Annotated in this window: 19 protein-coding genes; 10 read left to right on the top strand and 9 right to left on the bottom strand. The window is 55.4% G+C overall.

The genetic code is table 11. The features are described from left to right. Window positions 1–92: 92 nt before the first annotated feature. On the top strand, window positions 93–1,088 hold the full coding sequence (locus tag A4308_RS07980) for an acyltransferase (protein WP_045282188.1): 996 nt from the start codon (window positions 93–95) through the stop codon (window positions 1,086–1,088). 54 nt (window positions 1,089–1,142) lie between these two features. On the opposite strand, the gene xylB is transcribed toward A4308_RS07980, so the two are convergent. Then, the gene (xylB, locus tag A4308_RS07975; protein WP_045282189.1) at window positions 1,143–2,597 is read right to left on the bottom strand and encodes a xylulokinase; all 1,455 of its coding nucleotides are present in this window, start codon (window positions 2,595–2,597) and stop codon (window positions 1,143–1,145) included. Between the two features lie 61 nt (window positions 2,598–2,658). Further along, the gene (gene xylA / locus A4308_RS07970) at window positions 2,659–3,981 is read right to left on the bottom strand and encodes a xylose isomerase (protein WP_086527836.1); all 1,323 of its coding nucleotides are present in this window, start codon (window positions 3,979–3,981) and stop codon (window positions 2,659–2,661) included. Between the two features lie 370 nt (window positions 3,982–4,351). Here xylA and xylF point away from each other — a divergent pair, with 370 nt between their 5' ends. From xylF to xylR, 4 genes are all read left to right on the top strand, one after another. Next, a complete protein-coding gene (xylF, locus tag A4308_RS07960) occupies window positions 4,352–5,344 on the top strand; it encodes a D-xylose ABC transporter substrate-binding protein (protein WP_014882036.1) in 993 nt (330 codons plus the stop codon). Window positions 5,345–5,416: 72 nt separating this feature from the next. Continuing rightward, entirely contained in the window at window positions 5,417–6,958 is a 1,542-nt protein-coding gene (locus A4308_RS07955; protein ID WP_014882035.1) for a xylose ABC transporter ATP-binding protein, read from the top strand. Beyond that, complete coding sequence (gene xylH, locus A4308_RS07950) at window positions 6,936–8,117, top strand: xylose ABC transporter permease XylH (RefSeq protein WP_032635351.1); 1,182 nt, start codon at window positions 6,936–6,938, stop codon at window positions 8,115–8,117. The genes A4308_RS07955 and xylH overlap by 23 nt, the downstream gene beginning before the upstream one ends. Window positions 8,118–8,150: 33 nt before the next feature. After that, window positions 8,151–9,329: a D-xylose utilization transcriptional activator XylR gene (xylR, locus tag A4308_RS07945; protein WP_014882033.1), complete on the top strand. Its 1,179-nt coding sequence runs from the start codon at window positions 8,151–8,153 to the stop codon at window positions 9,327–9,329. Window positions 9,330–9,367: 38 nt separating this feature from the next. Here xylR and A4308_RS07940 read toward each other — a convergent pair whose 3' ends face one another. After that, window positions 9,368–10,192: a protein bax gene (locus tag A4308_RS07940; RefSeq protein ID WP_014882032.1), complete on the bottom strand. Its 825-nt coding sequence runs from the start codon at window positions 10,190–10,192 to the stop codon at window positions 9,368–9,370. Between the two features lie 314 nt (window positions 10,193–10,506). On the opposite strand from A4308_RS07940, the gene A4308_RS07935 reads away from it, so the two are divergent. Next, window positions 10,507–12,537, top strand: coding sequence for an alpha-amylase (locus A4308_RS07935; protein ID WP_045282191.1), 2,031 nt, complete (start codon window positions 10,507–10,509; stop codon window positions 12,535–12,537). 197 nt (window positions 12,538–12,734) lie between these two features. Further along, window positions 12,735–13,991: a valine--pyruvate transaminase gene (avtA, locus tag A4308_RS07930; protein ID WP_023331743.1), complete on the top strand. Its 1,257-nt coding sequence runs from the start codon at window positions 12,735–12,737 to the stop codon at window positions 13,989–13,991. Between the two features lie 56 nt (window positions 13,992–14,047). Here avtA and A4308_RS07925 read toward each other — a convergent pair whose 3' ends face one another. Continuing rightward, complete coding sequence (locus A4308_RS07925; protein ID WP_014882029.1) at window positions 14,048–14,857, bottom strand: AraC family transcriptional regulator; 810 nt, start codon at window positions 14,855–14,857, stop codon at window positions 14,048–14,050. A gap of 225 nt (window positions 14,858–15,082) precedes the next feature. Between A4308_RS07925 and A4308_RS07920 the strand changes: the two genes are divergently transcribed. Together A4308_RS07920 and A4308_RS07915 are read left to right on the top strand one after the other, a co-directional pair. Next, window positions 15,083–16,483, top strand: a complete 1,401-nt coding sequence (locus tag A4308_RS07920) for an MFS transporter (protein ID WP_045282192.1) — start codon at window positions 15,083–15,085, stop codon at window positions 16,481–16,483. Window positions 16,484–16,493: 10 nt separating this feature from the next. After that, window positions 16,494–18,443, top strand: a complete 1,950-nt coding sequence (locus A4308_RS07915; RefSeq protein WP_045282193.1) for a glycoside hydrolase family 127 protein — start codon at window positions 16,494–16,496, stop codon at window positions 18,441–18,443. A gap of 74 nt (window positions 18,444–18,517) precedes the next feature. Here the strand turns inward: A4308_RS07915 and A4308_RS07910 are convergent, their stop codons facing one another. Beyond that, complete coding sequence (locus A4308_RS07910; RefSeq protein WP_014882026.1) at window positions 18,518–19,258, bottom strand: MipA/OmpV family protein; 741 nt, start codon at window positions 19,256–19,258, stop codon at window positions 18,518–18,520. Between the two features lie 116 nt (window positions 19,259–19,374). Between A4308_RS07910 and A4308_RS07905 the strand changes: the two genes are divergently transcribed. Next, window positions 19,375–20,340, top strand: coding sequence for a LysR family transcriptional regulator (locus A4308_RS07905; protein ID WP_059287899.1), 966 nt, complete (start codon window positions 19,375–19,377; stop codon window positions 20,338–20,340). On the opposite strand, the gene aldB is transcribed toward A4308_RS07905, so the two are convergent. The 4 genes from aldB to A4308_RS07885 all read right to left on the bottom strand — a co-directional run bounded on the left by aldB (window position 20,337) and on the right by A4308_RS07885 (window position 25,903). Beyond that, window positions 20,337–21,875 carry an aldehyde dehydrogenase AldB gene (aldB, locus tag A4308_RS07900; RefSeq protein WP_014882024.1) on the bottom strand — a complete coding sequence of 513 codons (1,539 nt, stop codon included), beginning with the start codon at window positions 21,873–21,875 and terminating at the stop codon, window positions 20,337–20,339. The genes A4308_RS07905 and aldB overlap by 4 nt on opposite strands. An 86-nt stretch (window positions 21,876–21,961) precedes the next feature. Continuing rightward, on the bottom strand, window positions 21,962–23,809 hold the full coding sequence (gene selB / locus A4308_RS07895; protein ID WP_045282194.1) for a selenocysteine-specific translation elongation factor: 1,848 nt from the start codon (window positions 23,807–23,809) through the stop codon (window positions 21,962–21,964). Further along, window positions 23,806–25,191, bottom strand: coding sequence for an L-seryl-tRNA(Sec) selenium transferase (gene selA / locus A4308_RS07890; protein ID WP_045282195.1), 1,386 nt, complete (start codon window positions 25,189–25,191; stop codon window positions 23,806–23,808). The genes selB and selA overlap by 4 nt, the downstream gene beginning before the upstream one ends. Before the next feature lie 103 nt (window positions 25,192–25,294). Further along, complete coding sequence (locus A4308_RS07885; protein ID WP_045282196.1) at window positions 25,295–25,903, bottom strand: glutathione S-transferase; 609 nt, start codon at window positions 25,901–25,903, stop codon at window positions 25,295–25,297. Window positions 25,904–25,913: the final 10 nt, after the last annotated feature.

The raw sequence follows: 25,913 nt of genomic DNA, 5'->3' as shown, positions 1-25,913 counted from the left end.
CGGCAAGCCTGCTGATAAAACTCAGAATTTTCCAAACGAAGACTTTTGGACAATGGCAGTCACACTCCATTTACAGGGAACACGAGGAACTGATGGCGTCAAAAATTAACTGGATTGATAACCTGCGAGGAATAGCGTGTCTGATGGTGGTCATGATCCACACGACGACCTGGTATGTCACGAATGCGCACAGCATCAGCTCTGTTAACTGGGACATTGCCAACATTCTCAACTCTGCGTCTCGCGTCAGCGTCCCGCTGTTTTTTATGATTTCCGGCTTTCTCTTTTTTGGCGAACGTAGCGCGCAACCGAGGCACTTCACCCGCATCGCGGCCTGTCTGGGGTTTTACAGCGCCGTTGCCTTGCTCTATATCACCCTGTTCACCTCAATTAACGCCGGGCTATCACTCAAATATTTGCTGCAAAAACCAGTGTTCTATCACCTGTGGTTTTTCTTCGCCATTATCGTTATCTATCTCGTCTCTCCTCTTATTCAGGTGAAAAACGTCAGCGGGAAAATGCTGCTGGCCCTGATGGTGGTGATTGGCCTCATCGCCAACCCGAATACGGTCTCGCAGAAAATCGACGGATTTGAATGGTTGCCGGTCAATCTCTATATCAACGGCGATACCTTCTATTACGTGCTTTACGGCATGCTGGGGCGCGCCATCGGGATGATGGAGACGCAAAAACGTAGTCTGAACTGGCTTTCTGCGTTGCTGTTTATCGCAGGCGTGGCGGTGATATCGCGCGGGACGCTGCACGAATTGCAATGGCGCGGTAATTTTGCCGATACCTGGTACCTGTATTGCGGACCGATGGTGTTTCTCTGTGCCGTCTCGCTGCTTACGCTCGTTAAAAACACGCTCAACGCGCGGCCACTCCCGGTACTGAGCGTGATTTCGCGGCACTCGCTCGGAATTTATGGTTTTCACGCGCTGGTGATCCACGCCCTGCGAACAAGAGGCGTGGAGCTAAAGAGCTGGCCGGTGCTGGATATCATCTGGATTTTTGCCGCCACGCTGGTCATCAGCCTGCTGCTGTCGATGCTGCTGCAAAGAATCGATACGCGCAGGTTTGTAAGTTAGCCAGATGGACTGGGAGTGGTAGGCCGGGTCAGCGCAGCGCCACCCGGCGGATGTTTACGACATCAGCGGCAGCAGCTGCTGATAGATTTTGCGGAACACGTCGCGCCTCTGCGCATAGCGGGCATGGCGTGCTGCATCAGGCAAGTGCGCCTGTTCAAGCGGAAGCTGCGGTAACAATTGTGAAAGCGGTTTTTCGGGGTTCATGGCTATCTGTGCCAGCCGTGCGGCGCCGAGCGCGGGCCCGACATCGCCACCAGTGCGGAAATCCAGCTGCAATCCGCTGATGTCAGCCAGCATCTGTCGCCAGTAAGGGCTCCGCGCGCCGCCGCCAATCAGGGTGACGCTCGACGGTTTCAGGCCGCAATCATGCACCACGTCCATGCCGTCGGCCAGCGCATAGCCCACACCTTCCAGAACCGCACGCGCCAGCTCTGCCGGACCATGTTGATGGGTTAAACCAAAGAACATCCCTTTCGCTTCCGGGTTGTTGTGCGGCGTTCGCTCGCCGGAAAGATACGGTAAAAACCAGATCGTACCCGCGGTGTCATCCGCCTGCTGCGCGGCGGAGATGAGCGCCGGAACATCGGCCATGCCGGTGAGTCTTGCCGCCCAGTCCAGGCAAGATGCGGCACTGAGCATCACTGACATCAAATGCCATTTCCCCGGAAGGGCATGGCAGAAACTGTGCACAGCGCTTTCAGGGTTGCTGCGATACCCGTCGCTAACGGCAAAATAGACACCGGACGTTCCCAGCGACAGCATCGCCTGCCCTGCCTCCACCATGCCGACACCGACGGCCCCCGCCGCATTGTCACCGCCTCCGGCCACCACCGGTACGGCTGGCATATTCCAGCGTTCAGCAACGGCTGGCTGCAGCGTGCCTGTCACCTCGCTACCTTCGAACAGCGCGGGCATATGGGCGCGGGTCAGATGGCAGGCATCCAGCATCGCCTCGCTCCAGTCACGTTTCGCCACGTCGAGCCACATCGTGCCCGCCGCGTCAGACATGTCGCTGGCGAAATCACCCGTCATGCGAAAACGCAAATAATCTTTCGGCAGCAGGACTTTCGCCACCTGCCGGAAAATCTCAGGTTCATGACGCTGTACCCACAGAAGTTTCGGTGCGGTAAAACCGGGCATCATCAGGTTGCCGGTGATCTGGCGGGAGGTGGGTACACGTTCCTCAAGAAGCGCACACTCTTCTGCACAGCGGCCATCGTTCCAGAGGATCGCAGGACGCAACACGCGATGCTGGCTATCCAGCAGCGTTGCACCGTGCATTTGCCCGGCAATCCCCAGCGCTTTGACGTCACGCAGAGGGTGTTTCTCGCCTAGCGCCTTGATGGCACGGTCCGTTGCCTGCCACCACTGCTCCGGGTCCTGTTCCGACCACAGCGGATGCGGACGTGAAACCTGCAGCGTTTCCGTCTGCGTAGCTAACACATCGCCCTGCTCGCTTAACAGGATGGCTTTCACACCCGACGTGCCAAGATCGATCCCGATATACATTACGGTGACTCCTTTAACAGAAATGCCCGGTGGCGCTAACGCTTACCGGGCCTACGTGCTGTTATTTATCGAACAGGTAGTGGTTGACCAGGTTTTCCAGCAACTCCTGGTGCCCGCTCTGGTGCTGCGGCGCCAGCTGCTGCTGTTCAGCGTACTTCGCGATCTCCGCAAGTGATAACTGGCCTTTTAAAATTTGCTGACCCAGCTCACTGTTCCAGCCGCTGTAGCGCTTCGCAACACGCTTATCCAGCTCACCGTCTTCAATCATGCGAGCGGCGACTTTCAGCGCCAGCGCCATGGTGTCCATCGCGCCAATGTGGCCGTAGAACAGATCGTATTTGTCGGTGCTCTGACGACGTACTTTGGCGTCAAAGTTCAGGCCGCCGGTAGTGAAACCACCCGCTTTAATGATTTCGTACATCACCAGCGCATTCTCTTCCACGCTGTTCGGGAACTGGTCTGTATCCCAGCCCAGCTGTGCATCGCCGCGGTTAGCATCGACAGAGCCAAAGATGCCCAGTGCAATCGCAGACGCAATCTCGTGATGGAAAGAGTGGCCCGCCAGCGTGGCGTGGTTGGCTTCAATGTTAACTTTAATCTCTTTTTCCAGACCGAACTGTTTCAGGAAGCCATACACCGTCGCCACGTCGTAGTCATACTGGTGCTTGGTCGGTTCCTGCGGTTTCGGCTCAATCAGCAGCGTGCCACGGAAGCCGATTTTGTGCTTATGATCGACAACCATCTGCATAAAGCGGCCAATCTGCTCGCGCTCCTGGCGCAGATCGGTGTTGAGCAGGGTTTCGTAGCCTTCACGACCGCCCCACAGGACATAGTTTTCGCCGCCCAACTGATGCGTGGCGTTCATGGCCGTCACCACCTGCGTGGCCGCCCAGCTAAACACTTCCGGATCCGGATTGGTTGCCGCGCCCGCGCCGTAGCGTGGGTTAGTGAAGCAGTTTGCGGTGCCCCACAGCAGCTTCACGCCGCTTTGCTGCTGTTTTGCCGCCAGCACATCCACCATCTGCGCGAAATTGTTCAGGTACTCTTTCAGAGACGCACCTTCCGGCGAGACGTCCACATCGTGGAAGCAGTAGTACGGCACGTTCAGCTTGTGGAAGAACTCAAATGCCACATCGGCTTTGCGTTTCGCCAGCTCGATGGCTTCACCCGGCTGCTGCCATGGGCGGTCAAAGGAACCCACACCGAACATATCGGCGCCGTTCCAGCAGAAGGTATGCCAGTAACAGGCGGCAAAGCGCAGATGGTCTTCCATGCGCTTACCCAGTACCAGCTCATCCGGGTTGTAGTGACGAAATGCTAAAGGATTGGTCGTTTTTGGGCCTTCGTAACGAACACGATCGAGTTGGTCGAAATAAGCTTGCATATTGAGCTCCATAATCAGGGTATGCGGCGAGTCGTTGATACAGGAGTAATAGTGAATAGACATTTTGGGTTGCTCAATTACGTTATTTCACACTGCTATTGAGAGAATGCACAACTGTGCGCTGGCTCGCAAAATAATGCGCAGGCAAACTATTTTTCGGCGTAAATTCCAGAATCAAATGTAATTAAGACGTTACGCATTTTAAAATCCGATCGCGGTCATAAATTCAGAAATAAACCAAATATCGTAATGAGAAGATAAAAATCTGTAATTGCCAGCCTGCCTTTCCGCGTTAAAAATTTGCTGCGTCCCAGCAGTGAATGTTTCTTTTATCTCAGCAACACATACCCCTACAAAAGGCCTAATAATTATGAAGATAAAGAACCTGACCCTAACGATCTGCACTACTCTCCTCCTTGTAAGCTTTGCAGGACATGCCAAAGAGGTCAAAATTGGCATGGCGATTGACGACCTGCGCCTGGAGCGCTGGCAAAAAGATCGCGATATCTTTGTGAAAAAAGCGGAATCACTCGGTGCGAATGTCTTTGTTCAGTCAGCGAATGGCAATGAAGAAACGCAAATGTCACAGATCGAGAATATGATTAACCGTGGTGTCGATGTCCTGGTCATTATCCCTTATAACGGCCAGGTATTAAGTAACGTAGTGAAAGAAGCGAAGCAAGAGGGCATAAAAGTTCTCGCTTATGACCGCATGATTAATAATGCGGATATTGATTATTATATTTCGTTCGACAATGAAAAAGTGGGTGAATTACAGGCGCAAAGCCTGATCGACAAAGTGCCTCAGGGCAATTATTTCCTGATGGGTGGCTCTCCGGTAGATAACAACGCCAAACTGTTCCGTGAAGGACAAATGAAAGTCCTTAAACCCTACATCGACAATGGGAAAATTAAGGTGGTTGGCGATCAGTGGGCCGACGGATGGCTGCCAGAAAACGCGCTGAAAATTATGGAAAACGCGCTGACGGCCAACAACAACAAAATTGATGCGGTCGTGGCCTCCAACGATGCCACCGCAGGCGGTGCTATCCAGGCGCTGAGCGCCCAGGGGCTGGCCGGGAAAGTCGCTATCTCCGGGCAGGATGCCGACCTGGCAGGGGTAAAACGCATTATCGCTGGCACACAAACCATGACGGTCTACAAACCGATTACCGAGCTTGCCAATACCGCGGCGGAAATCGCCGTGGAGTTGGGCAATGGCAAGCAGCCTAAAGCAGACGCGACGCTGAATAACGGGCTGAAAGATGTTCCGGCTCGCCTGCTCACGCCAATTGAAGTCAATAAAGAGAACATTGACGCCACCGTGATTAAAGACGGTTTCCACAAGAAGAGCGAACTGTAATCCAGCGCGGCCCCCGCTCTGCGGGGGCGCATCACGTTGTACTGTTCTTCCCTCGGGTTATGTGGAGCAGGTATGCCTTATTTACTTGAAATGAAAAGCATCACCAAGCGCTTCGGCGCAGTGAAGGCCGTCGACAACGTCAGCCTCCGGTTGAACCCCGGCGAAGTGGTTTCGCTGTGCGGCGAGAACGGTTCGGGCAAATCAACGTTGATGAAAGTTCTGTGTGGGATCTACCCACACGGCAGTTACGAAGGCGAAATTGTCTTTGCCGGTGAAGTGATCCAGGCGACACACATTCGCGATACCGAACGTAAAGGGATCGCCATTATCCACCAGGAGCTGGCGCTGGTGAAGCATCTCACCGTGCTGGAAAACATCTTCCTTGGAGCCGAGATTTCCCGCCACGGCGTACTGGATTACGACACCATGACGCTCCGCTGTGAAAAGCTGCTGGCGCAGGTGAGCCTCAATATTTCACCGGATACCCGCGTGGGCGATCTGGGTCTGGGGCAACAGCAGCTGGTAGAAATTGCTAAGGCGCTGAACAAACAGGTACGGCTGCTGATCCTCGATGAGCCCACGGCTTCGCTCACCGAACAGGAAACCGCAGTTCTGCTCAATATCATCCGCGATCTGCAAAACCACGGCATCGCCTGTATCTACATTTCGCACAAGCTAAACGAGGTTAAAGCCATTTCGGACACCATCTGTGTCATTCGCGACGGGCAACACATCGGCACGCGCGAAGCGGCAGGCATGAGTGAAGATGACATCATCACCATGATGGTAGGCCGCGAGCTGACGGCGCTCTACCCGAATGAGCCACACGCCAGAGGCGAGGAAGTGCTGCGTGTGGAAAACCTGACCGCGTGGCACCCCGTTAACCGCCACATTAAACGCGTGAATAACGTCTCGTTTTCTCTTCACAGCGGCGAAATTCTCGGGATTGCGGGCCTCGTCGGCGCCGGACGCACGGAGGCCGTACAGTGTCTCTTTGGCGTGTGGCCCGGGCGCTGGGAGGGGACGATTTATATCGACGGCCAGCCAGTGAAAATCGACAACTGCCAGCAGGCGATTGCCCGCGGCATTGCTATGGTGCCGGAAGATCGTAAAAAAGACGGCATCGTACCGGTCATGGCGGTGGGGAAAAACATCACGCTTGCGGCACTCGATCGGTTCTCCGGCGCGCTGAGCAGCCTGGACGATGCCGCAGAGCAGCAGTGCATTCTTCAGTCGCTTGCCAGGCTGAAGGTCAAAACGTCCTCCCCGGAACTGGCGATTGGCCGCCTGAGTGGCGGTAACCAGCAGAAAGCGATTCTGGCGCGCTGCCTGCTTCTCAACCCACGCATATTAATCCTCGATGAGCCAACGCGCGGGATTGATATCGGTGCCAAATATGAAATCTACAAACTGATTAATCAGCTTGTTCAGCAAGGGATTGCCGTCATTGTCATTTCGTCTGAGTTACCCGAAGTGCTCGGCCTGAGCGACCGCGTGCTGGTGATGCACGAGGGGAAACTGAAAGCCAACCTGATTAACCAGAACCTGACGCAGGAGCAGGTGATGGAAGCCGCTTTAAGGAGCGAACGTCATGTCGAAAAGCAATCCGTCTGATATCAAAGTCGCCGTTCCGACGCCCGGTGCGTTCGCAGGGCTAAAAGCGCTGAACCTGCAGGTCTTCGTGATGATCGCAGCAATTATCGTCATCATGCTGTTTTTTACCTGGATGACCGATGGCTCATATTTAAGCGCGCGTAACGTCTCTAACCTGCTCCGCCAGACCGCCATTACCGGGATCCTGGCCGTAGGCATGGTGTTCGTCATTATCTCGGCAGAAATTGACCTGTCTGTAGGCTCGATGATGGGCCTGCTCGGCGGCGTGGCGGCTATTTTCGACGTCTGGCTTGGCTGGCCGCTGCCGCTGACCGTGGCGGTGACGCTGGTACTGGGTCTGGTCCTGGGGGCCTGGAACGGCTGGTGGGTTGCCTACCGCAAAGTCCCGTCGTTTATTGTTACCCTGGCGGGTATGCTGGCCTTCCGTGGGATCTTAATCGGGATTACCAACGGCACTACCGTCTCCCCCACCAGCGCCGCCATGTCGCAAATTGGTCAGAGCTACCTCTCCGATAGCGTGGGCTTTACGATTGGCGTGTTAGGTTTGCTGGCGTTTGTCGCCTGGCAGTGGCGGGGGCGCATGCGTCGTCAGGCGCTGGGGCTGGCGTCACCGGCATCAACCTCCGTGGTAGGACGCCATGCGCTGACTGCGGTCATTGTGCTGGGCGCCATCTGGCTTCTTAACGACTATCGCGGTGTTCCGACACCGGTCCTGCTGCTGGCGCTGTTACTGCTGGGCGGGATGTTTATGGCGACGCGCACCGCGTTTGGCCGCCGCATTTATGCCATCGGTGGCAACCTTGAAGCTGCCCGTCTCTCGGGGATCAACGTCGAGCGCACTAAGCTCGCGGTGTTCGCCATTAACGGCCTGATGGTCGCCATCGCCGGGTTGATCCTCAGTTCGCGTCTGGGTGCCGGTTCGCCCTCCGCGGGTAACATCGCCGAGCTGGATGCGATTGCCGCCTGCGTCATTGGCGGCACCAGTCTCGCCGGCGGTATCGGTAGCGTGGCGGGTGCGGTCATGGGGGCATTTATCATGGCGTCGTTGGATAACGGGATGAGTATGATGGACGTCCCGACGTTTTGGCAGTATATCGTCAAGGGGGCCATTCTTTTACTGGCAGTCTGGATGGACTCTGCCACCAAGCGACGAGCCTGATAACCGTATTGTGACTTAATTGGGAAGTGAGCCATGTTTGAAAAGCGTCACCGCATTACGTTGTTATTCAATGCCAATAAAGCCTACGACCGTCAGGTCGTGGAAGGCGTGGGTGAATATTTGCAGGCGTCGCAATCCGAGTGGGATATCTTCATTGAGGAAGACTTCCGCACCCGTCTGGAGAACATCAAAGACTGGCTGGGGGATGGCGTCATCGCTGACTATGACGATCCCGTCATTGAACAGCTGCTGACCGACGTCGACGTCCCGATCGTGGGCGTCGGCGGCTCCTACCATTCCCCCGAAAATTACCCGCCGGTTCACTATATCGCCACCGATAATCATGCACTGGTCGAAGCCGCTTTTCTTCATTTAAAAGAGAAAGGCGTCCATCGTTTCGCGTTCTATGGTTTACCCGCTACCAGCGGCAAGCGCTGGGCAGTCGAGCGCGAGCATGCGTTTTGCCAGCTGGTCGCGCAGGAGAAGTATCGCGGCGTAGTGTATCAGGGGCTGGAGACGGCTCCGGAAAACTGGCAGCACGCGCAAAACCGGCTGGCGGACTGGCTGCAAACGCTGCCCCCGCAAACCGGCATTATTGCCGTCACCGACGCCCGCGCCCGCCACGTGCTGCAGGTCTGCGAGCATTTACATATCCCGGTGCCCGAGAAGCTGTGCGTGATTGGCATTGATAACGAAGAACTCACCCGCTATCTCTCCCGCGTGGCGCTCTCCTCTGTGGCACAGGGCACCCGTCAGATGGGCTATCAGGCAGCGAAGCTGCTGCATCGTCTGCTGGATAAAGAGTCTCTGCCGCTTCAGCGTTTGCTGGTACCCCCTGTCCGCGTCGTGGAGCGTCGCTCAACCGACTATCGTTCCCTGAGTGACCCGGCCGTCATTCAGGCGATGCACTATATTCGCAACCACGCCTGTAAAGGAATTAAGGTCGATCAGGTTCTGGATTCGGTGGGCATTTCTCGTTCGAATCTGGAGAAGCGTTTCAAAGAAGAAGTGGGCGAAACCATTCATGCCGTCATCCATGCGGAGAAACTGGAGAAAGCCCGCAGCCTGCTCATCTCAACATCACTGTCGATCAACGAAATCTCGCAGATGTGCGGTTACCCGTCGCTGCAATATTTCTATTCGGTGTTTCGCAAAGAGTATGACACCACGCCAAAAGAGTATCGGGATCGCCACAGCGAGGTGCTGATATAGAAAAGAAAACGCCTTCATTTAGAAGGCGTTTTTAGTGATTACATATGGGCGGCGATTAAGCGCTGGTTATCCTGGTACATCGCGAACAGATAGTTGTTATAGCTCTGCCCCTTCGTCGAATAACCCTTCAGCTTGTGGATCATCGTACTGGCCGTCACTTCCTGATCCGCTTTACGCAACTGAGCACGTGATTTACGGAAAGATGAGTAGGCCGGGTGCGTGTTCAGATTGACCACATAGGCACCCACGGAATCTTTGACTGATTCAAACTGAGAATAGCCTTTCACCTTGCCAGGCGCATTATTACAACGACCTTTCACACACTTCATACCGAAAAGATTGTTGTTATTACGCGCCAGCTTTGACGTTCCCCAGCCGCTTTCGGCTGCCGCCATGGTCGCAACCATGCTATTCGGGATGATATCGACACGTTCAAGGAGAGCATTCCACGGCACACGACGGGTGTTACCGTTCCAGCTCAGCTTGTAGCGCTTCGTGATATCTTTCAGACGCGCGCGTTCTGAAGGCGACCAGCGGCTATCGTACTGTTTGGAAATCAGCCAGTTACGATCCGCAGTAATCGCGGCATTTTGACTCGTGATGTAAGGCATTACCGTCCGGAGAAACGCTTTTTTCCTTGGTGTTCCGGAAGGGTATTTTCGCAAATCAGGAAGTGAACTACTCTTTGCACTATTGCGAGAATACTCTTGTTTACTGCTAACCTTACTACTTGTCGTCTTTATTACGTGGGCTTTCTTACTCGTTGTATCCGTGTGCGTCTTCGCAAGCACCTCACCTGAAAATGCCATGGTGAGTAACATGAGTATCGCAGCCCCATATCGTCGAATGGGAGTCGATATCATTAGGTCTCCTGGTCGGATGTCATCATCCTAACACCTTATTTTTTTCACAAATTTGAGAGCGGAATCTCAAATCATATCAAAAATAGACTTCAAGAGCACGTATAGAAATAGTCCAAATCCGAAACTATGTCACCTGAAACTTGCTTATAAAAACAGCACTCCTGAAAATTTGTGCGCGATATCGCAGATAACTGCCTAATTTTGCGCGGGATCACTCATCCTCACCCATCCTCCTGGCAGAAAGCGCTGGAGGATGAGTTTTTACCCTCCGCCTGATGGCAAACTGGTTAAAAATGCCGCGACAGGAAAATGGAATGAAACGCACCGCTCTGGCTTTTCTGATGCTACCCGCACTGGCACACGCTGACTGGTCATCACAGGGGTTTAATAATTTTAGCGCCGAAGGCACCGGGATTTTCACCAGCCAGGCAAAGCTTGCGAAGGGTACGCGTCTTCTTACGCTGAGTTTTGACAAGACGTGCTGGCAGCCATCAGAGGCGATAAAACTCAATGAGATGCTGTCGCTCAAACCCTGCGATAGCACGCCGCCGCAGTGGCGCCTTTTCCGCGACGGTGAATATCAGATGCGGATTGATACTCGCTCCGGCACGCCCACAATGCTGCTGACAATTCAGAGTGCAGCAGAACAACCGGTGGCAACCGCTATCCGCCAGTGTCCGAAGTGGGATGGTAAACCGCTGACGCTGAACGTTAGCGATACTTTCCCGGAAGGGACAGTAGTGCGTGATTTCTACAGCAAACAGACCGCGACGGTACAGAACGGAAACATTACCCTGCAGCCCGCCGCTGGCAGTAATGGCCTGCTGCTGCTTGAGCGCGCCGAAACGGATAAACCCGCACCGTTTAGCTGGCAGAACGCCACCGTCTATTTTGTCCTGACCGACCGCTATGTGAACGGTGACCCGAGCAACGACAACAGCTATGGCCGCCATAAAGACGGCATGCAGGAGATTGGCACCTTCCACGGTGGCGACCTCAAGGGACTTGCCAGCAAGCTCGATTATTTACAGCAACTGGGGGTGAATGCGCTCTGGATAAGCTCTCCGCTTGAGCAGATCCACGGCTGGGTAGGCGGGGGGACCAAAGGGGATTTCCCTCACTATGCGTATCATGGCTATTACACCCAGGACTGGACAAAGCTTGATGCCAACATGGGTACCGAAGAAGATTTGCGCCATCTTGTCGATGAAGCACACAAGCGTGGTATCCGCATCCTGTTCGATATCGTCATGAACCACACGGGCTACGCGACGCTAGCAGACATGCAGGCGTATCAGTTTGGCGCGCTGTATTTACAGGGTGATGAGCTGAAAAAAACGCTGGGTGAACACTGGACCGACTGGAAGCCAGGTGCAGGCCAAACCTGGCACAGCTTCAATGACTACATTAACTTCAGCGACAAAGCCGCATGGGAAAAATGGTGGGGCAAGAAATGGATCCGTACCGACATCGGTGATTACGACAACCCTGGCTTTGATGATTTGACGATGTCGCTGGCGTTCCTGCCCGACCTGAAAACGGAATCCACCGTCCCTTCCGGGTTACCCAATTTTTATCAACACAAACCCGATACCCACGCAAAGGCCATCCCGGGATATACCCCGCGCGACTATCTGACTCACTGGCTCAGCCAGTGGGTACGAGACTACGGAATCGACGGTTTTCGGGTCGATACCGCGAAGCACGTCGAGCTTGCGGCCTGGCAGCAGCTAAAAGATCAGACAAGTCAGGCACTGGCGGCCTGGAAAGGGGCGAACCCGGACAAAAAGCTCGACAACGCACCGTTCTGGATGACCGGGGAATCCTGGGGTCACGGGGTGATGCTGAGTGATTATTACCGCCACGGTTTCGATGCGATGATCAACTTTGATTATCAGGAGCAGGCGGCAAAGGCGGTGAACTGCCTGGCCGATATCGACCTGACGTGGCAGCAGATGACAGAAAAGCTGCAAAGCTTCAACGTTCTGAGCTACCTCTCCTCCCATGACACACGCCTGTTCCGCGAAGGTGGTCAGCGCGCGGCTGAGCTGCTCCTGCTGGCACCGGGCAGCGTACAAATCTATTACGGGGATGAATCCGAACGTCCGTTCGGCCCGACGGGCTCCGACCCGCTTCAGGGCACCCGTTCGGATATGAACTGGCAGGATGTCACGGGCACGCAGGCGTCAACCGTCGCCCACTGGCAAATGCTGGGTCAGTTCCGCGCCCGTCACCCGGCGATCGGCGAAGGCAAGCAAACCACGCTGTCGCTGAAAGAAGGGTATGGCTTTGTCCGCGAGCACAAGGGCGATAAAGTCATGGTGGTATGGGCTGGTAATCAATAATCCCCCCCTCACCCTAACCCTCTCTCCACAGGGGAGAGGGCCGGGTGAGAGGAGAAAAAATCGCCAGAACAATTCACTGAATAAATCCTTACCCGCCACATAAAACAACAAATCCGACCACACCACCCGATTTGCACCAACACGGTGCTAGCGTTATGGTTACCCACTTTCAAAATAAGCTCGACAGATCACCTGCTATGACGTTTTCACTTTTCGGCGACAAATTCACCCGCCATTCAGGCATTACTCGCCTGATGGAGGACCTCAACGACGGGCTGCGCACACCGGGCGCAATCATGCTCGGCGGCGGAAACCCGGCTCAAATTCCGGAGATGAATACCTATTTCCAGACGCTGCTCGCTCAGATGCTGGAAAACGGCAAAGCGACCGATGCGCTCTGCAATTACGACGGTCCTCAGGGCAAAACTGAACTGCTGGCGCTCCTCGCTGGAATGCTGCGTGACGAGCTGGGCTGGGATATCGAACCACAGAATATTGCACTAACAAACGGCAGCCAGAGCGCGTTTTTCTACTTGTTTAACCTGTTCGCTGGACGTCGCGCCGACGGCACGACCAAAAAAGTGCTGTTCCCGCTGGCCCCGGAGTATATCGGCTATGCCGATTCCGGTCTGGAAGAGGATCTGTTCGTCTCCGCACGACCTAACATTGAGCTGCTGCCGGAAGGCCAGTTCAAATATCACGTCGATTTTGAACATCTGCATATCGGTGAAGAGACGGGCATGATCTGCGTCTCCCGTCCGACTAACCCGACGGGCAACGTCATTACCGACGACGAGCTGATGAAGCTGGATGCGCTGGCAAATCAGCACGGCATTCCGCTGGTGATCGATAACGCCTACGGCGTGCCGTTCCCGGGCATTATCTTCAGCGAAGCGCGTCCGCTATGGAACCCGAATATCGTGCTGTGTATGAGCCTCTCTAAGCTGGGCCTGCCGGGTAGCCGCTGCGGCATCATCATCGCCAACGAGAAAATCATCACCGCCATTACCAATATGAACGGCATTATCAGCCTTTCACCGGGCGGCATCGGTCCGGCAATGATGTGTGAAATGATTAAGCGCAACGACCTGCTGCGTCTGTCTAACGAGGTTATCAAGCCGTTTTATTATCAGCGCGTTCAGGAAACCATCGCGACGATTCGCCGCTACCTGCCGGAAGAGCGCTGCCTGATCCACAAACCTGAAGGGGCGATTTTCCTCTGGCTGTGGTTTAAGGACCTGCCGATCACCACCGAACTGCTCTACCAGCGTCTGAAAAAACGCGGTGTGTTGATGGTGCCGGGTGATTACTTCTTCCCGGGTCTGGATAAGCCGTGGCCGCACACGCACCAGTGCATGCGTATGAACTACGTGCCCGATCCGGAAAAAATTGAAGCAGGCGTCAAAATTCTCGCCGAAGAAATCGAAAAAGCCTGGCTCGAAGACGGTCAGTGACGCGTTACGCCAGATGATGCTGCACAGCGGGCATAATCTGGCGACCCCGAGGCAGGTCAACCAGAATTAATATGCTCTTTACAGTACCGCCGTTTCCAGACGGCGGGCGTTAGACCGGTGTGCTTAGAAAAAATCTGTCGAAAATAGCCCACATCATTAAAACCGCAGCGTGTCGCTACTTCGGTTAATGATGCGGCCTCGTTGAGCAGTAATTTTTCTGCCGCCCGGACACGCTGGCGATGAATGGCCTCCGTCAGGGTTAAATGAAATGTCCGGCGAAATACTCGCCCAAGATAATCCGCATTGCAGTGCAGCTCTTTTGCCAGTAGCGACGTTGAAAGCGGTAAATGAAACTGTGTGCGAATAAGCTGTTTCGCCTTCCACGCCATGGCCGCACCGGCTTCATTGGCGCTGTCTTCATATCCGGAAGGACGGGAAATTTGCTGTAAGATCAGCAGTAAAATGATTTCAAGCGCCATGGTTCGCTGTAATTTCTCCTGCTCGCTTAAGAACTGGCGGAAAAGAGAAATGACAGACTGGGCGTCCCTCACGCGACAATGCTGTTCTATCGCCAGATTGGGTTGTGAAGAGGGATAATGTTCAATCTCAAAATGCAGCCAGTAAAATTTAAGATCGACAGGGAATTCGCCCACACCCACGTGTCGCCTGTCAGGCCAAAGCAGTAACGTCTCCCCCGCACGCACCTCAAACACCGTATTTTCTTCCTGGATCGTTAATGTCCCTTTTTCGACAAAAATAATCTCCCACGATGTTAATTTCCGCGCAGGATGGCGACCCACGCCCCGGGAAATAAATAGCCCGCCATTTTGGACCTTAATCGGAAGCGCTATGGATAATTCGAGCATGGATATTCACCATTCCGCTTTTATTGCCATCAATATTCAATTTACGCATTGATTATTAACTAATATCTGAATAACTGTCCGATCGAAATCACATTTTCTTCATCAGGTCGGAATCGTCACCTTTTTATACTTTTCCCTTCCCTTGTTGGCCTTGCCGTTCAATGCAGAATAAATGGGTACCTTGCATAAATACGATAATAAATTCGTTCATTGAGGAGTTACTTCATGACTTCCACACCGATTACTGAATCAGACGTGACACAAGGGGCGGCAGATGACCGGCTGTCCGTCCGCGAAAAAATTGGCTACGGCCTGGGTGATGCGGGCGGGACGGTAATTACCTGCCTGATCATGAATTTCCTGACCTTTTTCTATACCGATGTCTTTGGCCTCACTCCCGCGCTCGTGGGCACGCTATTTATTGCTCTTCGTGTGTTTGATGCCATCTCCGATCCGGTGATGGGCGTGATTGCTGACCGCACGCAGAGCCGCTGGGGACGTTTTCGTCCCTGGCAGCTATGGGTGGCGCTCCCCATCGGGGTTATTGGCGTGCTGACGTTCACCGTACCGGAAGCCAGCATGGGGGTGAAAATCGCCTGGGCGTTTGGTACCTATTTGCTGTTGTCCGTTGGTTATACCGCCATTAACGTGCCCTACTGCGCGCTGATTAACACCATGACTACCCGACACAACGAGGTGATCGCCTGCCAGTCATGGCGCTTTGTGCTGTGCGGCGTGGCGGGATTTCTGGTCTCTGTGGGATTGCCATGGCTGGTCGCGGAGCTCGGTCAGGGCGATGCCGCAAAGGGTTATCAGCTTGGCGTCGGCGTCCTGTGTGCTGTCGCCGTGGTGATGTTTCTCTGCTGCTTCTTCTGGGTTCGCGAGCGCGTTCCGCTGGCGCTGATGGGTAAATTCACCTTACGCGAGCACCTTGCGGGCCTGCGTAAAAACGATCAATTGCTCCTGATGCTGGTGATGTCGTTTCTGCTGATCAACGTTTTCAACATTCGCGGCGGCGGATACATGTACTTCATCACCTACGTCCTGCAGGGCAGCACGGCCTATACCTCGCTATTTTTCACGATGGTGACTTTTGCGGCCATTCTGGGCGCGGTGATCGTCAATCCGCTGTCGCGCCGTATTGATACCGTCAAACTCTACTACTACACCAACCTGGTGCTCGCTGCGCTTGCGGTGGGCATGTGGTTTCTGCCGGGAGGCCCGGCGCACCAGACGCTCTGGCTGGTGATTATTTTAAGCAACGGCGTGATCCTCGGTTTTACCCTGCCACTACACTTCTCGCTGATGGCTTTTGCCGATGACTACGGTGAATGGAAAAACGGCGTGCGCTCATCGGGCATGAACTTCGCCTTCAACCTGTTTTTCATCAAGCTCGCATGGGCATCCAGCGCCGGGATCATCAGCCTGGTGTTTATCACCGTAGCCTATCAGCCGGGCATGGGTAACCAGACGCCAGCCTCGTTACAGGGCATCACCGCCATGGAGACACTGCTGCCTGCCCTTTTCCATCTGCTGCTGGCGGTCACTATCCGCTGGTGCAGGCTTAACAATCCACTGATGTCGCGCATTGCCACCGATCTGCGCCAGCGTCATGTCCCTTCCTGAGGAGAATACGATGTCCGTAATGGAACCCGATCTGCACCAACTGAAAATCAATGACCCGTTTCTCGGGCAGTATCAACGACTGGTCCGTGATGTGGTGATCCCCTACCAGTGGGATGCGCTGAACGATCGCGTGGCAGAGGCTGAACCCAGCCACGCCATCACCAACTTCCGCATTGCCGCGGGTCTTGAAGAGGGTGAATTCTACGGGATGGTGTTTCAGGACAGCGACGTGGCGAAATGGCTGGAGGCCGTGGCGTGGTCGCTATGTCAGAAACCGGATGCTGAACTGGAAAAAACCGCCGACGAGGTCATTGAACTGATTGCCGCAGCACAGTGTGAAGATGGCTATCTCAATACGTACTTTACGGTTAAGGCCCCCGAGGCGCGCTGGACCAATCTGGCTGAATGCCACGAGCTGTACTGCGCCGGGCATATGATTGAGGCTGGCGTGGCCTGGTTTCAGGGAACCGGTAAACGCAACCTGCTGGATGTGGTGTGCAGGCTGGCAGACCATATCGACAGCGTGTTTGGCCCTGGCGAAACGCAGCTGCACGGTTATCCTGGCCATCCGGAAATCGAGCTGGCGCTGATGCGGCTGTACGACGTCACGGAGGAACCACGCTACCTCAATCTGGTGAAATACTTTATTGAGGAACGCGGCACCCAGCCTCACTTCTACGATATCGAGTACGAGAAGCGTGGCAAAACGTCATACTGGAATACCTATGGACCTGCGTGGATGGTCAAGGACAAAGCCTACAGCCAGGCACATCAACCTCTTGCTGAACAACAAACGGCCATCGGCCATGCGGTACGCTTTGTCTACCTGATGGCGGGCATGGCGCATCTGGCGCGCCTGAGCGGCGACGAAGGTAAACGCCAGGACTGCCTGCGGCTGTGGAATAACATGGCGCAGCGCCAGCTGTACATTACCGGCGGGATTGGCTCGCAAAGTAGCGGCGAGGCATTCAGCAGCGATTACGATCTGCCCAACGATACGGTGTACGCGGAAAGCTGCGCCTCCATTGGCCTGATGATGTTTGCCCGCCGGATGCTCGAGATGGAGGCAGACAGCCACTACGCCGACGTGATGGAGCGCGCGTTATACAACACGGTACTCGGCGGCATGGCGCTGGACGGAAAACACTTCTTCTATGTGAACCCGCTGGAGGTACATCCGAAAACGCTGGCGTTCAACCATATCTACGATCACGTGAAGCCCGTCCGCCAGCGATGGTTCGGCTGCGCCTGCTGTCCGCCGAATATCGCCCGCGTGCTGACCTCACTGGGACATTACATTTATACCGTTCGCCCGGATGCCCTGTTGATCAACCTGTATGTGGGGAACGATGTCGCCATACAGATTGATGAAAACACACTCCGGCTACGTATTAGCGGTAACTATCCGTGGCAGGATCAGGTGACCATCGAAATAACCTCGCCTGTTCCGGTGACTCACACGCTGGCCCTGCGGCTGCCGGACTGGTGCGCCGAACCGGCTGTTTCGCTGAATGGTGAACGCGTCACCGGTGAGGTCGTTCGTGGATATCTTTACCTCAACCGTTGCTGGCATGAGGGCGACACGCTGACTCTGACACTCCCTATGCCGGTTCGCCGCGTGTACGGTAACCCGCAGGTGCGCCAGCAGGCAGGTAAAGTCGCGCTTCAGCGCGGGCCCCTGGTTTACTGTCTGGAAGAAGCTGATAACGGCGCAAATCTGCATAACCTCTCTTTGCCTGAAAACAGTGCGTTCCGGGTATTTGAAGGCAAAGGCATTTTCGCGCACAAAATGTTGATACAGGCGGAGGGGCGCGGTTATCACGCGAAGGATACGGATGCGCTCTGGCAGTACGATCGCTCGCCGGTACAGCGTCAGCTCCAGACGCTGACCTTTATTCCCTGGTTCAGTTGGGCAAACCGGGGAGAAGGGGAGATGCGGATATGGGTGGATGAAGGCTGAATATTTGCGGTCTGTTGCCCTCCCCCCGGACTGTACACACCCACGGGGAGAGGGAGTAAACCGGCTTTAAGGTATCAGAAGCGCCAGGTCAGCCCGGTCATCAGCACGAAGCTGTCGTCGCGGTCGATCATCGGGCTGTTCTTCACGTCGTCAGGCAACACGGTGTAGACCGCGCTGGCGTTAAGGTACAGCTTCTGGGTTAACTGATATTTAGCCGCCAGGCCAACGTATGGCGTCCAGCTGTCACCGGCGGTGTATTGCTTCAGACCTGAGCGGCGAGACTCGTTGCCGGATACGCCGTAGTAGTAGTCGTTATAGCTTTCGTCGGTATAAAAAACACCCACAGATGGCGTCAGGGTCAGGCGTTCCATCCTGATGGGGCGAAAGTAGGAGACTTCTCCAATCATGCCGCCGCTTTCATCCGTGGCATCGCCAGAGACCGCCACTTTCAAAGAACCCCAGCTTTCATGGTGATAGTACGCGCCACCGAGGAAAGCGGACGCCTTACGCTCATCAAGCTGTTTCATCTGATGGTCGTCATTGTCATCGGGATCAAAATGCAGCGGCATCCACGATGCGGTCAGGCTGAGTTCATTTTTTGCGTCTTTCCACAGGATCCAGCCGCCCGTGGTCTGGCGCACATAAAAACGATCGCTTTCGTAACTGATTAACGGCACCGCAGTGGTATTTTCGTTATATCCCTTATAAGGCGACTCATTAAATACAGCCCCCGCCCCTATTGAAAAGTCACCGGCCATCGCAGACGTGGCTGCAAATAACGTGGCAGCGATAAGTAAATTGTATTTAATAGTCATCAAAGTAATCCATTTAAACGCCAAACAAGCGGGGCGAATAATAATGGTTACAAATTTGCCAATGCAACGCTGCGGTTTATATAATATTATATATATAATGATATAGATGGGTGCGCATGATGAGTAAATTACAGCTTAAGCCACGCGAATTAAAAATAATCTCCGTCATCGCCGCCACTCACAGCATTGGTGATGCTGCTGCCCTGTTGGGTATGGCGCAGGCTAACGTCAGTAAATATCTCTCTGATTTTGAAGCGCGGGTTGGACTAAAGGTTTTTGAGCGCACGACCCGTCAGCTTGCGCTTACTCAGTTTGGTGAAGCGTTACTTCCCTATATTGACGCTTCGCTGGACAAAAACGATCAGCTCGTGAATTTCATTGCCGATTATAAGCATGAAAAGCGGGGCAAAGTGACCCTTTACGCGCCCACGGGAATTGTCACCTACCTCGCGCGCCATGTCATCCATCAGATAAAAGACATCGGCGACATTCGTATCTCCCTGAAAACGTACAACCTGGACCGCAATGAATTTTCAGAAGGCGTTTCCTTCCCGGATGACTGCGATATTTTAATTACCTATGCACAGCCAAAAGATGGAAATCTGGTCGCCAGCGTATTAACAAAATATTCCGTTACGGCATTCGCCACTCAGGAATATTTAAATAATCATCCGTTAGCCGGACCTGACGATTTAATTAATCACTCATGTATTCTGATCGATTCCATGCTGGTCGACGATGCAAATATCTGGCGTTTTCGTACCCATGGTAGTGATAACGTGCAAGATTACAGGGTGACCGGAAATTATATTTGCGACAACACGCAGACGGCGCTGGAGCTGGCAAGAAATAACCTTGGCATCGTATTCGCACCTAAAGAGAGCCTGAAAAAAGAATTAGCGCAAGGCATGCTGGTTCCCTGCTTCCCGCATCAGGAAGAGTGGTGGCTCGATCTGACCGCAATATTCCGCAAACGTGAATACCAGCCCTGGCGTGTGCAGTACGTCCTTGATGGCGTCCTCAATTGCCTGCGCCAGCAAATTGCTCAGGCCGCCCAGGGACGGCCTGAGCAGGGCGACTAGAACAGGCCCAGCGGCTTATCGGAGTAGCTGACCAGCAAACATTTCGTCTGCTGGTAATGCTCCAGCATCATCTTGTGGGTTTCACGCCCGATGCCGGATTGCTTATAACCCCCAAATGCGGCGTGTGCCGGATAGGCGTGATAGCAGTTGGTCCAGACGCGCCCGGCCTGAATGCCCCGGCCCATTTTATAGGCCAGATTTCCGTTGCGGCTCCAGACGCCCGCCCCCAGGCCATACGGCGTGTCGTTGGCAATCTCCAGTGCCTCCTCCATCGTTTTGAAGGTGGTCACCGCCAGCACCGGTCCGAAAATCTCCTCCTGGAAGACGCGCATATTGTTCTTGCCAAACAGGATCGTCGGCTCAAGGTAATACCCGTCCTGCAGATCGCCACCAAGTACCTTACGGCGTCCGCCGGTCAGGATATCTGCGCCCTCTTTCTTGCCGATATCAATGTAGTTGAGGATGGTCTCCAGCTGTCCATGTGAGACCTGCGCCCCCATCTGCGTAACGTTATCGAGCGGGTTCCCGCTGCGGATAGATTCGACGCGGCGAATGGCGCGCTCCATGAAGCGTTCATAGATAGACTCCTGCACCAGCGCGCGACTCGGGCAGGTACAGACTTCACCCTGGTTAAACGCAAACAGCGCAAACCCTTCCAGGGCTTTATCAAAGAAGGCATCCTCTTCTTCCATCACGTCTGCAAAGAAGATGTTCGGGGATTTTCCCCCGAGCTCAAGCGTCACCGGAATGATGTTCTGGGTGGCGTACTGCATGATCTGCTGGCCCACTTCCGTCGACCCGGTAAATGCCACTTTGGCGATACGTTTAGACGTAGCCAGATACTCCCCTATCTCGCCACCCGCACCGTTCACCACGTTAATCACGCCCGGCGGCAGGAGATCGCCAACGATTTCCATCAGCAGCAGAACCGAAAGCGGGGTCAGACGCGCCGGTTTGAGCACAATGCAGTTGCCTGCTGCCAGCGCGGGCGCCATTTTCCAGCTCGCCATCAGCAGCGGGAAGTTCCACGGAATAATTTGCCCTACCACGCCCAGCGGTTCGTGGAAGTGATACGCCACGGTGTCGCTGTCGACCTCGCTGATTCCGCCCTCCTGAGCGCGAATACAGGAGGCAAAATAGCGGAAGTGGTCAATGGCCAGCGGCACGTCTGCCGCCATCGTTTCCCGGATCGGCTTGCCGTTATCCCAGGTTTCTGCCGTCGCCAGCAGTTCCAGATTCTGCTCCATCCGGTCAGCGATTTTGAACAGAATGGCTGCCCGATCCTGAACGGAGGTATGCCCCCATTTGTCTTTCGCGTTGTGCGCCGCATCCAGCGCCAGATCGATATCGCGCTTGCCGGAGCTGGCTATTTCACACAGCGGCTGGCCGGTAACGGGGGTCAGGTTGGAATAGTATTCGCCGTCGACGGGGGCCACCCAGTCGCCGCCAATAAAGTTGTCATAACGAGGCTTTAGCTTGAGGGGAAAACCATACTCGCCAGGCTGGATACGCGAAGAGGGAGGATTGTTTGTCATGACCGTCTCCTTGCTGTTGGTGTACAACAAGGGTAGTCCCGGCTGGCGATTTTCTCGCCAACCGGTAACGGTGTTTACGACGGGGGTCACGGAGTTTCAGGAAATAATAACGAATCTCGCAGAACATGGTCGTTACCGCGGCGACGCGTAAACCCAATACGATTGAAATATTCCAGGATCTGAATCGCCAGCTTGCGCCCTACGTTCAGCCGATCGCGAAAATCGGCTGCACAGGTAGAGCCGCGCGCCTGATCCAGCTCGCGGATCAGGTTAGCAAACGCCACAATGCGATCGTTACGGTAATAACGATCTTTCACGATCGCAACTATCAGCCCCTGCTGCGCCGCGTGGCGTAATACCTGACGCATCGCCTGCTCGTCGGTGTTCGTTTCGCGCGCCAGATCGCGAACCCACCACGGCTCATCACCAAACAGCGAAGCCACTTTCTGCCAGATAACCTCCTGCTCTGCGGTGAATCCGGCTTTGTGATCCGGCAGGTGCAGCCAGCCGTGGTGGCTTTTAATCACCCCGCTTTCGCGCATGTTTTCAATCAGCAGCAGCACCAGCGCATCGTCTTCCATCGGCAGCGCCATGCGGCGCAGACGCTCACGCCCCGGACCAGGCTCATCCTGATGCTGTTCATGATACGTCGCGAGAGTGGTGAGTATTTTGCGCTGCCAGCGTGCGGCAACCGGGGCATTCAACAGGCTATTACCGGCCTGAATAAAGCCCGGCTGCCGGGTCAGCGGGTCTAATCCTTCCCTGCTCAGCTGGCGTGCCCAGGCAAAATCACCCAGGTTCACCGCACCGCGATCGAGATGCACCCGCAGCGCGGCGTTATCATCAGGGGCCTGTGCCAGCGCGGCCAGCCATTGCAGATATTCCGGTTTACGCTTGCCGCGTCGCGGCGAGTTAAGCGCCACCACCCGTGCCCCGGCCAGCGTTTCCCGCGCGGAGATATCCCGCAGAACCAGACGGTCGTTGTCTGCAAGCCAGAGCGGTGAATCGAAAACCAGTTCAGCAAGATCGTTTTCCAGCAGCGACACGCGTCCGGTGATATGGCTGGCCGCGTGGTGAATATGCAGCGGCTGCCACTGAGTCAGCGGCACATTCGTCTGCAGAGAGACAATCACGCGTTCAGACGGCTCTGGCGGAGCATCGGCCAGCAGCCAGTCGCCGCGGTTAAGCTGCTCTTTTTCCGCATCTCCGGCAATATTCAGCGCGATCCGCTGCCCGGCATGCGCCTGCTCTGCGGGCTGGTTCTGTGCATGTAAGCCGCGCACGCGCATCGGTTTGTTAACGCCCGTCAGCCACAGGCTATCGCCCACCTTCACTTCACCACTCAACGCGGAACCGGTGACCACCAGGCCCGCCCCTTTTACGGTAAATGCCCGATCAATCGCCAGACGGAAGCGATGATGACTTGCGTGGTCACGTGACGTCAGTTGCTGCAAATGGTGACGAAGTTCGTCGATGCCGCGGCCTTCGGTGGCCACGGTGACAAAAATCGGCGCATCGGCAAAGCCATACTCCCGTAAGGTGGCCTGCACCCCTTCGCGCACCTCGCCGACGCGCGCGTCATCCACGCGGTCAGCTTTCGTCAGCGCTACGGTCAGCTGCGGGTTGCCGGTCAGCTGGAGGATTGCCAGATGCTCGCGGGTTTGCGCCATCACGCCGTCATCGCAGGCCACGACCAGCAGGGCATGATCGATACCCCCCACCCCCGCCAGCATGTTAGACAGAAACTTCTCGTGCCCTGGTACATCAATAAAACCCAGCACGCGGCCGTCTGGCTGGGGCCAGTAGGCATAGCCCAGGTCGATAGTCATGCCGCGCTTTTTCTCTTCCGGCAGACGATCGGCGTTTATGCCAGTAATCGCCTGCAGCAACGTAGTTTTTCCGTGGTCGACATGACCGGCGGTGGCAATAATCATTTCATCAACATCTCCAGAAATTGCTCTTCATCATCAAGGCAGCGCAGATCCAGCCACATTCGTCCATCGTAAATCCGCCCGATAACCGGCACAGGCATGGCGCGCCAGCGTAACGACAGGGCCTCCAGGTGGCTGCCGCGCCCGTCACGCGGGGTAAACGTGAGCGCTTCGCTCGGCAGCCTGTCCACCGGCAGCGAACCGCTGCCAATCTGCGACTGGCAGGGCTCAATCCGAACGTCAAAATCAGGGTAGTGCGGGGCGATGCGCGGCAGCAATAACTCGGCCTGCGCACGAATCGAGGCGGCATCACGGGTTAAGAGACGCAGCACAGGCAGGCGGTCGGCCAGCTTCTCCGGATGGAGATAGAGCCGAAGCGTCGCATCCAGCGCGGCAAGGGTCATTTTATCGGCTCGCAGGGCGCGCTTGAGCGGATGCTGCTGCAGCCGGGCAATCAGCTCGCGTTTGCCGACGATAATCCCGGCCTGCGGCCCGCCCAGCAGTTTGTCGCCGGAAAAACTCACCAGGCTGACGCCCGCCGCAATCATCTCTTGCGGCATCGGTTCTTTTGGCAAGCCGTACTGGCTCAGGTCCACCAGCGAACCGCTGCCGAGATCGGCAATCACCGGGATATTCAGTTCGCGCCCAATTTCCGCCAGCTCGGCCTCATCAACCGTTTTGGTGAAGCCTTCAATCTGATAATTGCTGGTGTGAACCTTCATCAGCAGGGCGGTGTTTTCATTCACCGCTGCGCGATAATCTTTCGCATGGGTACGGTTGGTGGTACCGACCTCATGCAGCGTGCAGCCCGCCTGGCGCATCACGTCCGGAATGCGAAACGCCCCGCCAATTTCCACCAGCTCGCCGCGGGATACCACCACCTCTTTGCCACTGGCGGTGGCCGCCAGCATTAGCAGCACCGCTGCGGCGTTGTTATTCACAATGCAGGCATCTTCTGCACCGGTCAGCTGGCACAGCAGATCCGCCAGGGCACGATCGCGATGCCCGCGTCCTGCGCCGTCCAGATCGTACTCCAGCGTCACCGGCGTTCGCATGGCCTGCCCGACCGCAGCCACGGCCTCTTCCGCCTGCTGCGCGCGGCCCAGGTTGGTGTGCAGCACGGTACCGGTAAGGTTGATCACCGGGCGTAATGCGCTTTGCGCGTTCTTGTCCAGCCGATGTTCCACTTCCAGCTCCCACGCGCTACACCAGTCGGGCAAGCTATTTTCTGCCTGAATGGCGCATCGGGCTTCGTCCTGAAGCAGGCGTAACATCTCAACCGTCGCGGTATGGCCGAAACGCTCCACAACAGCATGAATGCGAGGTTCGCGAAGAAGACGATCGGTAGCGGGGATCTGGCTGTAGAGCGAATGATGAGTAGTCATGAAAGCGCCTGGCGAGTAAATATCTTCCCCCCTCCCGACGGGAGAGGGAGTTAACATGTGGAGAGATTGTACCGCCTCCTGCTGCGAAGTGTTATAACCCGCGTCAAGCCTTTGGCGGTTCGGTACGGGCAAAGCTCTCGCGGCTAAAGAGCGTTTCAGCCAGCTTCACCAGCAACGGTCGGTCAACGCACCAGCCGGGGGACACGCGGCGGAAATTGAGATACCCGATGGCGCAGGCAATGGCGATGGTGGCCAGGTTCAGGCTGTCGGTGTGAATTTTTCCCTCCCGGATGAGCTGTTCGCACATATCCAGACTGCGGTTGATTTTTTCCCGCTGGCGCAGCAGTTCGTTTTCTGACTGCTGTGCGGCGGGCCTTGCCTGCTCACGCACGGAAGTCAGCGCCGCATCCATAATGCCATCGGCCAGGGCTTCAATCTGCTTCACCGCCAGCGTCGCTTTTGGGTCAGCCGGCAGCATTGCCGGGGCCACGCCCAACAGCTCGATATACTCCGCAATAATCGGGGAGTCGAACCAGTATTCACCCTCGTCCGTCACCAGCGCCGGAACTTTTCCCAGCGGGTTGTACTGCGCGACGCCGTTTTCAGCGTTGTAGGGCTGTTCATTGACGAATTCGAATGTCATCCCTTTCTCCAGCAGGAGAATCGAGATTTTTCGCACGAAGGGACTGGTGTAGCTACCGATGAGTTTCATTGCCTGATCC

It is taken from the genome of Enterobacter sp. ODB01 (genome assembly GCF_001623605.1).
Taxonomy (GTDB): domain Bacteria; phylum Pseudomonadota; class Gammaproteobacteria; order Enterobacterales; family Enterobacteriaceae; genus Enterobacter; species Enterobacter kobei.
This window is presented reverse-complemented; position numbering and strand designations above follow the sequence as displayed.